Below are 10,522 nucleotides of genomic sequence, written 5' to 3'. Positions count from 1 at the left end.
TTGTAGATAGACAATGCTAAAAATGATCCTGACTCAGAATTAAATAAATTATTTGCCCAACAACGTTGAAAGATTATAAACCCGAAGGGTTGAAAGTATTGTAGATAGACAATGCTAAAAATGATCCTGACTCAGAATTAAATAAATTATTTGCCCAACAACGTTGAAAGATTATAAACCCGAAGGGTTGAAAGTATTGTAGATAGACAATGCTAAAATGGTCTTGAATCAGAATTAAATAAATTATTCGCCCAATAATGTTGAAAGATCATAAACCCGAAGGGTTGAAAGTATTATAGATAGACAATACGAGACATGATCTGGAAACCCTGAAAGGGTGACACAAAAAAGGTTCTTTATCAATTGCGTGGAAACGGTGCAAATCAATTCCTTCCCTTTGATAAAGAACCTGTTTTATTTCAGCTGGAATTGGCGACGTATCCACAAACTTTTTAGTTTGATTAAAACAGAAATCTATGATTACCTTCTATCCCGGTCCGTCAAAAGTTTATTCACAGGTGGAAAAATATTTGTCTGATGCCTATCAAAGTGGAATTCTTAGCGTCAATCATCGTAGTGAACCATTCATGGTGATGCTCAAAGAAACGATTGCGATGATGAAATCTAAACTTGATATCCCCGCAGATTACGAAGTTTATTTTTGTTCGTCTGCCACGGAATGCTGGGAAATTATTGCGCAGTCTTTTGTTGCGTCAAAGAGTCTTCATGTATTTAATGGAGCATTTGGTGAAAAGTGGCTGGAATATACCCAAAAGCTGAAACCGGGCGCGAAGGGATTATCTTTTGAGCCAAATACTTTGCCTCAGACAGCCGATATTATTGCCGATAAGGAAAACGAAGTGATTTGCCTGACGCATAATGAAACCTCAAACGGAACTGCCTTGCCGTTTTCATTTTTTGCGGAGCTGAGAAAACAAACGGAACAGGTCATTGCTGTCGACGCGACTTCGTCCATGGCTGGTGTGGAATTTCCCTGGGAAGATGCGGATCTATGGTATGCTTCGGTGCAGAAATGTTTCGGTTTGCCAGCAGGGTTAAGTGTTCTTGTCGCTTCACCGAGGGCCATCAAACAGGCTGAAAAGATCTGCGACCGTGATTATTACAATAGTTTTCTTTTTATCCGGGATAACTTCCTCAAATACCAGACGCCCTACACACCGAATGTTTTGGGTATTTATCTGGCCGGACGCATCATGGAGCAGGTGGCGCCATTATCCGAAGTGTCGGATCAAACCAAATTACGGGCCGGCGCATGGTACATTTTCCTGGCAGAAAACGGATACGACGTTTTGGTTAAAAACGAGGAAGTTCGCTCTGATACGGTGATCGCTGTTACGGGTACAAAAGAACGGGTTACGTTCCTGAAAAAGGCGGCAAAAGAAAGCGGCATCATGCTGGGCAACGGCTATGGTGCGTGGAAGGAAACCTCGTTTCGCATCGCCAATTTTCCGGCCATTACGCAGCAGGAAATAGATCTGCTTAAAAAATGTCTGATAGACAATTCCGTTTCAAAGGAATGAGTAGTAATGTCATTGAATTGTATTTATAATTAAAAAGTAGTTTACTCATACAGGAGAGCCCATTGTGTTAATAGATATGTTGCATCAATACCAGACACAAACGAAATGTCTGGTAGCGCTCGATTCCATTATTTTCGGATTCGACGGTCAGGAATTAAAATTATTATTGGTAAAACGGGGCATTGAAGACGAGCATCACACCTGGTCGCTGATGGGCGGCTGGGTGCAGCCGGATGAAAGTCTGGAGGAGGCTTCCACGCGTATTTTGTTTGAGCTGACGAATCTGAGCGATATTTATCTGGAACAATTGCATACTTTCGGAAATCCAAGACGTGACCCGGTAGAGCGTACCGTGTCAGTGGCCTATTTTGCCTTGATTAACGTCGACGATTACGATAATAAAATTTCAAAGAATTTTGAAGCGCAGTGGTTCTCCATGCAGGAGCTGCCTCAGCTGCTCTTCGATCACAGCGCGATGGTGCAAATGGCTATCGAACATTTGCGTTATAAGGCTTCACAGCATCCGATTGGTTTTGAGCTTCTTCCGGAGAAATTTACCATCCCGCAGCTGCAAAAACTCTACGAAGCGATTTTTGGAACCGAACTCGATAAAAGAAATTTTAGCCGGAAGTTGTTGTCGACAAATTTGTTGATAAAGCTGGAAGAAAAGCAAAAAGGATTTTCGAAAAAAGGTGCTTTTTACTACAAGATCGACGAAGAAAAGTACAAAAAGCAGTTTAATACTTTTCTAAACTTTTTGCCCAACGGAAACGCTTAGCAGGATTTAAATCGTTAGCTTAACAATAAAAGGTTGTGTAAGCAACGGGTTTTGTTCAACTTTGCGGCATAATCCTTGAATTGGTGTCGCGATGTTTAATCTCAAAGAAATACTTTCCGTAACGCTGATTTTGTTTTCAGTGATCGACGTATTGGGCTCAATACCCATCATTGTTGATTTCCGTAAGAAACTGGGCAAGATCGAATCTGAAAAAGCCACGCTGGCTGCGGGGGCGATCATGATCGTTTTTTTGTTTTTGGGCGAAAGACTTTTAAGCCTTTTTGGGGTGGATGTTGCCTCATTTGCCGTTGCCGGCGCCATCATTTTATTCCTTCTTGGATTGGAAATGGTGCTGGGTGTCAGTATTTTCAAACATGACAACATCAGCGTCAGCGCAGCGTCGATCGTGCCGATTGCTTTTCCGATCATCGCCGGTGCCGGGACAATGACAACCCTTCTTGCATTGCGGACAACCTATGAAATCAACAATATTCTGGTCGGTGTGCTGCTCAATTTATTTTTTGTTTATATGGTGCTGCGGTCTTCCAACTGGATTGAAAACAAACTTGGAAAAGGCGGGACGGATATCCTTCGGAAGGTATTTGGTATCATTCTGCTGGCCATTTCTATAAAACTTTTTAAAACAAACCTTATATTGTAACGTTAAAGCTGGGCTGAGTTTTGGTTTGAAAATACCTTTTTTACCGGATTCGAACGGATCATTTATAATAAATTTCAAATTTCTGTAACACAATGCAACAATTAGATAGTCTTAACCAGGTCGCTGAATTTCATAAAACTTTTAAACACCCAATCCTTGAAACGCCGACTATTCCTTCCGAGGATCGCAGCCGTTTGCGTGTGGCGCTTTTGGCAGAGGAATTAAAAGAATTGGAAGTGGCCATTCTGGAAAAAGATCTTGTGGAGGTGGCTGATGCACTTTGTGATTTGCAGTATGTACTTTCAGGCGCGGTGCTTGAATTTGGTTTGGGAGAAAAATTCAGGGCATTGTTTGATGAAGTACAACGCTCCAATATGTCAAAAGCCTGTGTGAGCATTGAAGAAGCCGAGGCGACTGTGGCGCATTACAATGCCAAGGGCACAGCATGTTATTACAAAGAAGACAATGGCAAATACCTTGTTTACCGCACGGCTGACGATAAGACATTGAAAAATATCAATTATTCACCGGCGGATCTTTCAGGAATTATCGCCTCATAAAGAATAAATATCAGTCGTTATTTCATTTTAATTTAAAGTAAAATGTCTTCCGTACTCAACAGATTTCTTAGCTACGTTCAGATCGACACACAATCTGATCCACAATCAACCAGTTTTCCAAGTACGGAAAAACAGCGGGACCTGAGTAATCAGCTCGTGATCGAGTTGCAGGAATTAGGTATTGAAGATGCGCATCTGGATGAACATGGTTACGTTTACGCAACGATTCCGGGAAATTCGGACAAGAAAAATATTCCGGTGATCTGTTTTTGCTCACATGTGGATACTTCGCCGGATGTGAGTGGAGCGAACGTGGCGCCGATTGTGCATCAGAAGTGGAATGGTGCGGATATTATTTTGCCCGATGATCCAACACAGGTAATCAGACTTTCGGAGCATCCCGATTTGAAAAATCAGATCGGGCACGACATTGTAACAGCCAGCGGAAGTACGCTTTTGGGAGCGGACAATAAGGCCGGTGTTGCCGAGATCATGGCGGCGGCTGAAATTCTGGTCACGGATCCGAGAATAAAGCACGGCGATATCAAAATACTTTTTACGCCGGATGAGGAAGTTGGTCGCGGGACGGAAAAGGTGGATTTGGTTAAACTCGGTGCCGATTATGGTTACACGGTGGATGGAGAGGCAGTCGGTACCATGGAAGACGAGACGTTTTCTGCCGATGGTGTGAAGGTTACGATTCATGGTGTAAGCACGCATCCCGGATACGCGATCGGTAAACTGGAAAACGCGCTAAAAATTGCGGGTGCTATTCTGGCGGCTTTGCCGAAGGACGGTCTTTCCCCGGAAACAACGGAAGATAAGCAGGGTTTTATTCACCCGGTTCATATCGAAGGAATACAAGAAAGGGCGGTTCTGGATTTTATCATCCGGGATTTTACCGAAGCAGGACTGCATGAAAAGGAAGCTTTTCTTCAAGAAATCGTCGATAAGGTTCTTGCCAGCTATCCCAACTCGAAATGCGAATTTAAAGTCACACAGCAGTACCGGAACATGAAGGAAATCCTTGCTCTGCACCCACAGATCATTGATAATGCCGTGGAGGCCATGAAGCGTTCCGGTTTAAATCCTATTACGAGAAGTATCCGCGGCGGAACGGATGGTTCCAGGCTGTCATTTATGGGGCTGCCGTGCCCGAATATTTTTGCCGGAGAACATGCGTTTCATTCGCGTTTGGAATGGGTTTCTGTCCAGGATATGGAAAAAGCGGTGGAGGTTATCGTAAGCCTGACGCAGGTTTGGGAGGAAAGAAGTTAGTTTAGAATTAATGGCAAAAAAGACAAAATTTTATGTAGTGTGGCAAGGTAGACAAACAGGTGTGTTTACCGACTGGAAAGAATGTGAGGCGCAAATCAAGGGCTTTGAAGATGCCCGGTACAAATCATTTGACTCGATACAAGAAGCGGAAACAGCCATTCAGCGGAATTATTGGGAGTATGTTCAAAAAAAGGAGAACGCGGCAAAGCCAGTGGCTAAAATAGCGCCGGCAAATATTGGTCAGCCTATTAAAAACAGCATTGCCGTGGACGCGGCCTGGAATACGGCCTCGGGTGACATGGAGTATCAGGGGACTTATCTGCAAACCGGCGAAAGGATTTTTCTTCAGGGGCCTTTCAAAGATGCCACCAATAATATCGGCGAGTTTCTAGCGATCGTGCATGGATTGGCCTATTTGCAAAAGAACAACAGCGAAATTCCTGTATACTCAGATTCACGAACGGCGATCAGCTGGATTAAAAAGAAACATGCCAATACAAAATTGCAGCTGACGCCAAGGAATAAGCCCGTTTTTGAAATGCTGCAAAGAGCCGAGCGCTGGCTTGCCACAAACAGCTATCCGAACAAAATCCTGAAATGGGAAACGGAATACTGGGGTGAAAATCCTGCTGACTTTGGAAGAAAATAAAAATCCATGGCCAGAAATTCCTTTTTCAAATTCAAACAATTTACGATCAATCAGGATCAGTGTGCGATGAAAGTCTGCACGGATGCCTGCGTGCTGGGTGCCTGGGCTGATGTTGAAAATGCGGAGCGGATTCTGGATATTGGTGCAGGCACAGGCTTGTTGTCTTTGATGGTTGCCCAGCGTAACCATCGCGCAACGATTGACGCGGTCGAATTGGATCGCGAAGCCTATACGCAGGCTAGCCGGAATACCGCTAACAGTCCTTTTAAAAATCGGATCGCAATTTTCAATGATGCGATCCAGGATTTTTCTTCTGACGGAAAATACGATTGCATCATTACCAATCCGCCATTTTTTCAGTCGGATCTTCGCTCACCGGATCTGAAAATAAACCAGGCCCATCATTCAGAATCCCTCACTTTTCAGGACTTACTCAAATCTATTGACAGGTTACTCACCGAAAAAGGGAAATGGAATATACTGCTTCCGGTCGATGAAGGTATTATTTTTCAGGATCTCGCCGAGAAAGCCGGATGGTTTTTGGAGCGAAAACTAACTTTGTTCCATCAAAAAGAAAAGAAACCATTTCGTCTGTTAATGATTTTTTCAAAACTTGAACTTGCTGATATTGTGGATGTTAATTCGGATTTGTTTATATACGGCGAAGATGGCAGAACCTATCATCCTGAGTTTAAAAAATTAATGAAAGACTATTATTTGATATTTTGATCAGGAAAAACACGAACTTTACACGTTAATACGGGTGTGTAGGTATCACCCTTGTACTTTATTCATGACCAATTCAGCTATTCAGATTTCCGTTGTTATCCCGCTTTTTAATGAAGAGGAGTCTTTGCCAGAGCTTAGTGAGTGGATTGCGCGCGTGATGACTGAAAATAATTTTTCCTACGAAATCCTTTTTATCGACGATGGGAGTAAAGACCGCTCATGGGAAGTAATATGTGAGCTTTCACTGAAAAATCCCCATATCAGAGGTAAACGGTTCGTACGCAACTATGGGAAAACGGCTGCTTTGCAAACGGGTTTTCAGGCGGTGCGTGGCGATGTGGTTATCACGATGGATGCTGATTTGCAGGATAGTCCGGACGAAATTCCTGAGCTATACCGGATGATTAAAGAAGATCGTTATGATCTGGTTTCGGGGTGGAAAAAGAAAAGATACGACCCGATCACGAAGACAATTCCGACCAAAATTTTCAATGCGGCTACCCGTAGTATTTCCGGCGTATCTTTGCACGATTTTAATTGCGGGCTGAAAGCGTACCGTAAAGACGTGGTTAAAAATGTCACGATTTATGGTGAAATGCACCGTTATATTCCTGTTATTGCCAAGTGGAATGGCTTTGGAAAAATCGGTGAAAAAGTTGTTCAGCATCAGGCAAGAAAATACGGTTACACAAAATTTGGCCTTGAAAGGTTCGTTTTTGGCTTCCTGGACTTGCTTTCGATCGCGTTCGTCAATAAATTTGGTCGTCGCCCGATGCATTTGTTCGGCAGTCTTGGAACGCTTATGTTTTTTCTTGGAACGGTGATTGCCTTCTGGCTACTGGGAACGAAAATTTATAAAATTTACATTTCCCACGAACAGTACCGCAACGTTACAGAAAATCCGCTGTTCTTTCTCGCGCTTGTTGCGATCATGGTCGGCTCGCAGCTATTTCTCGCCGGATTTCTGGGCGAGTTATTTGTGAAACAATCCATATCCAAAACAGGCGATTATCTGATTTCAGAAAAGGCCGGAGAATAAAAAATAAAGAATTAAAAAGATCATATACATATTACCAAATAATGAACGCAAACGTACACAAAGCCCACCCCTGGCATGGAATTCCGATGGGGGAAAATGCACCTGAACTGGTAAACGCATTTATTGAAATCGTTCCTACGGATACTGTAAAATACGAAATTGACAAGCAGACAGGTTATTTGAAAATTGACCGTCCTCAAAAATATTCCAATATTGTTCCTGCGCTTTACGGATTCATTCCTAAAACGTATTGTGCCGATAAAATTGCAGCTCTTGCCCGTGACAGATCGGGGAGAGACGTTACAGAAGGTGATGGTGATGCGCTTGATATCCTGGTATTGTGCGAAAAAATCATTACGCACGGTGATGTCATGTGTGAGGCAAAACCAATCGGTGGTATTCGTTTGATCGATGGCGGCGAAGCGGATGATAAAATCATTGCCGTTTTGAAAGGTGACGAAGTTTATGGTGGATATGCTGATCTGAGCGAGTTGCCACAGGGAATTGTTGAGCGTTTGAAGCACTACTTCCTGACTTACAAAAACCTTCCGGGTGAAAAGGCACACATTGAAATTACCAATGTTTATGGCCGTGACGAAGCGCACGAAGTGATTCTTACATCCGTTGAAGATTACAAAGATTCTTTCTACTGAATACCTGAATTACCCCAGGTACTCATGAAAGTAGATGCTTAGCATGCATCAAGCATACTGACAGTTAATAATATAGCCGCTCCGGATACGGAGCGGCTATGTTTATTTGTATCTTTGTGCAAAATTTTGAAAAAAGGGAATCTTTCGTACCTGTTGTCAGCCTGTTCGGTTTGATATTTAAATCTGAAAATCAGCGTAAACCGGTAGCAGCAGGATATAAAATAACATAATGAGTAACATAGAGGAAATTAAGAAAAGGCGGACATTCGCGATCATTAGTCACCCGGATGCCGGGAAAACTACCCTGACAGAAAAACTTCTGCTTTTTGGAGGTGCGATTCAAACGGCTGGTGCTGTAAAATCGAATAAAATCAAGAAAACAGCCACTTCCGATTTCATGGAAATCGAGAAGCAGCGTGGTATTTCGGTTGCAACGTCGGTAATGACTTTTGAATACCGTGATTTGTTAATCAATATTCTGGATACACCCGGTCACAAGGACTTTGCCGAGGATACCTACCGCACGCTGACAGCTGTGGATAGCGTTATTCTGGTTATTGATTGCGTGAAAGGCGTTGAAGAGCAGACCGAAAGACTTATGGAGGTCTGCCGGATGCGTAACACACCTGTGATTGTTTTTGTAAACAAACTCGATAGAGAAGGTCAAAATCCATTTGAACTTCTTGATGAGCTGGAAACAAAGTTGGGCATTCGTGTACGTCCGCTTACCTGGCCGATTAACATGGGTGCAGATTTTAAAGGCGTTTACAGTCTGTTTGAGCAGAAACTGTATTTCTTTAAGATTAATAAAACCAAAATTGAAAGCAACGTTGTTGAAATTGATCTGGGAGACGATAGACTTGAAGAGCTTGTTGGCCTGAAAGACGCTGTGCAGTTGACCGAGGATGTGGAGTTGGTCGAAGGCGTTTACGACCAGTTTTCAAAAGAGGCTTACGAAAAAGGAGAACTGGCTCCGGTTTTCTTTGGCAGCGCGATCAATAACTTTGGTATCAAGGAGCTTTTGGATACCTTTTGTGAAATTTCTCCGCTTCCGCAGCCACGTGCTACGGATGTGCGTGAGGTTGAACCAACTGAGAAGAAATTCAGTGGTTTTATTTTTAAAATTCACGCAAACCTGGATCCGCGTCACCGCGACCGTATCGCTTTCCTGCGTATTTGCTCGGGTAAATTTGAGCGAAGAACTTTTTATCATCATGTAAGACTAAATAAGGACGTGCGTTTTGCCAGTCCGTTTACTTTCATGGCGTCGGATAAAAGTGTGCTGGACGAAGGGTTCCCGGGAGATGTTGTCGGTTTGTATGATACGGGAAATTTTAAAATTGGCGATACTTTAACAGAAGGAGAAAACTTCAATTTTGCCGGTATCCCTAGTTTCTCTCCCGAGATTTTCAAGGAGTTGATCAACCTGGATCCGATGAAATCAAAACAATTGGAAAAAGGAATTCAACAGCTGACGGACGAAGGTGTTGCCCAGTTGTTTAATCTTGACTTGGGAAATAGGAAAGTTGTAGGGACAGTTGGAGAGCTTCAGTTTGACGTAATCCAGTATCGCCTTGAACATGAATATGGTGCTAAATGCCGCTGGGTTCCTATGAACGTGACGCGTGCTTGCTGGTTAACGGCGGATGAAAAATCGGCAATGGACGAATTTATCCGTTTGAAAGGAAATCAGATTGCCTTTGATAAAGACCGTAATCCGGTATTTTTCGCAGAATCAGACTGGATGATCCGTATGAACCGCGAGAATAACCCGAAAATACATTTCCATTTTACGTCGGAATTTAAGACGGAGGTGGCGTTGTAAATATTTCGTCAGGCGCCACAAACCCGAAGGGTTGATCATATTATAGCAAATCAGGCTTTCAACTGCCTGATGTATTCCTCAAAGGATGGGTACAAAACCTAAAAACGGTGTTTATCATTAAATTAAAACTTAATGATAAACACCGTTTTTAGTAATGATTTGCAAGAAACTAGTTTCTTGGACCTCTGCCTGCTCCGCCGTTTCTCCTCCGTTCTTCCATCACTGTTTTGTATTTTTCCTGTTGCTCGGGCGTTAATACTTTTTGAAGTTCCGTATTAAAAGTTGCCATGGACTCTCTCATTTTGGATCTGTCCGCATCCTGCGAATTTCTCATTTCCTCCATTTTCTGGGCGCGCGTCAAATTCAACGTATAAACTTGTTTTTGCTGCTCATCTGTCAGGCCCAGACTTGCGGTTAACGATTTGGTTTGGTTTTCTGCTCTTGCTTCCGGCGTCAATTTTGCATTGTCCCGCTGTGCATAAGCAGAGATACTTGCGAAGGCCAGCATAATGGCGATTATTCCCTTCTTCATGGTTTTAAAGTTTAGATACCAGTCTTAGAGAGCGATTTGTAAAGAAGGTTTAATCTGGATGGATTTATTTAATAGAAAAATATTGTGGCCAGTGCAATGCTGATGGCGGGGTGTAACTTAACCGCGTTCCGAGCATTGCCTGATGCTAGCCTGTTGTCATATAAGTAGTAGTGAAAAATTAGTTTATATGATTGATTTTTATAATAATCTATTACTCATTCGGTCACGGAGCTAATCGCATATAGCTAATCGCCAATAGCTACTTAAGTTAAATAGC

General features: G+C 42.8%; 11 protein-coding genes. 10 read left to right on the top strand and 1 reads right to left on the bottom strand.

What is annotated here, in order from left to right; genetic code table 11:
- The first annotated feature begins 476 nt into the window (after nucleotides 1–476).
- The 10 genes from RB622_RS00955 to RB622_RS00910 all read left to right on the top strand — a co-directional run bounded on the left by RB622_RS00955 (nucleotide 477) and on the right by RB622_RS00910 (nucleotide 9,713).
- Nucleotides 477–1,541: an aminotransferase class V-fold PLP-dependent enzyme gene (locus RB622_RS00955; RefSeq protein ID WP_308044601.1), complete on the top strand. Its 1,065-nt coding sequence runs from the start codon at nucleotides 477–479 to the stop codon at nucleotides 1,539–1,541.
- 76 nt (nucleotides 1,542–1,617) lie between these two features.
- Nucleotides 1,618–2,319: an NrtR DNA-binding winged helix domain-containing protein gene (locus RB622_RS00950; protein WP_308044600.1), complete on the top strand. Its 702-nt coding sequence runs from the start codon at nucleotides 1,618–1,620 to the stop codon at nucleotides 2,317–2,319.
- A 91-nt stretch (nucleotides 2,320–2,410) separates the two neighbouring features.
- Nucleotides 2,411–2,980: a MarC family protein gene (locus RB622_RS00945; protein ID WP_308044599.1), complete on the top strand. Its 570-nt coding sequence runs from the start codon at nucleotides 2,411–2,413 to the stop codon at nucleotides 2,978–2,980.
- Between the two features lie 92 nt (nucleotides 2,981–3,072).
- The gene (locus RB622_RS00940) at nucleotides 3,073–3,540 is read left to right on the top strand and encodes a nucleoside triphosphate pyrophosphohydrolase family protein (protein ID WP_308044598.1); all 468 of its coding nucleotides are present in this window, start codon (nucleotides 3,073–3,075) and stop codon (nucleotides 3,538–3,540) included.
- A 42-nt stretch (nucleotides 3,541–3,582) separates the two neighbouring features.
- The gene (pepT, locus tag RB622_RS00935) at nucleotides 3,583–4,818 is read left to right on the top strand and encodes a peptidase T (protein ID WP_308044597.1); all 1,236 of its coding nucleotides are present in this window, start codon (nucleotides 3,583–3,585) and stop codon (nucleotides 4,816–4,818) included.
- A gap of 10 nt (nucleotides 4,819–4,828) precedes the next feature.
- Entirely contained in the window at nucleotides 4,829–5,467 is a 639-nt protein-coding gene (locus RB622_RS00930; RefSeq protein ID WP_308044596.1) for a ribonuclease H family protein, read from the top strand.
- Nucleotides 5,468–5,473: 6 nt separating this feature from the next.
- A complete protein-coding gene (locus RB622_RS00925) occupies nucleotides 5,474–6,196 on the top strand; it encodes a methyltransferase (protein ID WP_308044595.1) in 723 nt (240 codons plus the stop codon).
- 64 nt (nucleotides 6,197–6,260) lie between these two features.
- Nucleotides 6,261–7,235, top strand: coding sequence for a glycosyltransferase family 2 protein (locus tag RB622_RS00920; protein WP_308044594.1), 975 nt, complete (start codon nucleotides 6,261–6,263; stop codon nucleotides 7,233–7,235).
- A gap of 41 nt (nucleotides 7,236–7,276) precedes the next feature.
- Complete coding sequence (locus RB622_RS00915) at nucleotides 7,277–7,888, top strand: inorganic pyrophosphatase (protein WP_308044593.1); 612 nt, start codon at nucleotides 7,277–7,279, stop codon at nucleotides 7,886–7,888.
- 229 nt (nucleotides 7,889–8,117) lie between these two features.
- A complete protein-coding gene (locus tag RB622_RS00910; protein WP_308044592.1) occupies nucleotides 8,118–9,713 on the top strand; it encodes a peptide chain release factor 3 in 1,596 nt (531 codons plus the stop codon).
- A gap of 169 nt (nucleotides 9,714–9,882) precedes the next feature.
- Here RB622_RS00910 and RB622_RS00905 read toward each other — a convergent pair whose 3' ends face one another.
- On the bottom strand, nucleotides 9,883–10,245 hold the full coding sequence (locus RB622_RS00905; protein ID WP_308044591.1) for a hypothetical protein: 363 nt from the start codon (nucleotides 10,243–10,245) through the stop codon (nucleotides 9,883–9,885).
- Nucleotides 10,246–10,522: the final 277 nt, after the last annotated feature.

It is taken from the genome of Dyadobacter sp. LHD-138 (assembly GCF_030929615.1).
In the GTDB taxonomy this organism is placed as follows: Bacteria; Bacteroidota; Bacteroidia; order Cytophagales; family Spirosomataceae; genus Dyadobacter.
The sequence above is the reverse complement of the archived record's forward strand: the minus strand, read 5'-3'. Positions and strand labels throughout refer to the sequence as shown.

Bases quoted from the DNA above. Each gene is read 5' to 3' on its own strand.
- RB622_RS00905 (WP_308044591.1), bottom strand. From the start codon at position 10,245: ATGAAGAAGGGAATAATCGCCATTATGCTGGCCTTCGCAAGTATCTCT.
- RB622_RS00930 (WP_308044596.1), top strand. From the start codon at position 4,829: ATGGCAAAAAAGACAAAATTTTATGTAGTGTGGCAAGGTAGACAAACA.
- RB622_RS00925 (WP_308044595.1), top strand. From the start codon at position 5,474: ATGGCCAGAAATTCCTTTTTCAAATTCAAACAATTTACGATCAATCAG.
- RB622_RS00940 (WP_308044598.1), top strand. From the start codon at position 3,073: ATGCAACAATTAGATAGTCTTAACCAGGTCGCTGAATTTCATAAAACT.
- RB622_RS00945 (WP_308044599.1), top strand. From the start codon at position 2,411: ATGTTTAATCTCAAAGAAATACTTTCCGTAACGCTGATTTTGTTTTCA.
- RB622_RS00950 (WP_308044600.1), top strand. From the start codon at position 1,618: ATGTTGCATCAATACCAGACACAAACGAAATGTCTGGTAGCGCTCGAT.
- RB622_RS00915 (WP_308044593.1), top strand. From the start codon at position 7,277: ATGAACGCAAACGTACACAAAGCCCACCCCTGGCATGGAATTCCGATG.
- pepT (WP_308044597.1), top strand. From the start codon at position 3,583: ATGTCTTCCGTACTCAACAGATTTCTTAGCTACGTTCAGATCGACACA.
- RB622_RS00955 (WP_308044601.1), top strand. From the start codon at position 477: ATGATTACCTTCTATCCCGGTCCGTCAAAAGTTTATTCACAGGTGGAA.
- RB622_RS00920 (WP_308044594.1), top strand. From the start codon at position 6,261: ATGACCAATTCAGCTATTCAGATTTCCGTTGTTATCCCGCTTTTTAAT.
- RB622_RS00910 (WP_308044592.1), top strand. From the start codon at position 8,118: ATGAGTAACATAGAGGAAATTAAGAAAAGGCGGACATTCGCGATCATT.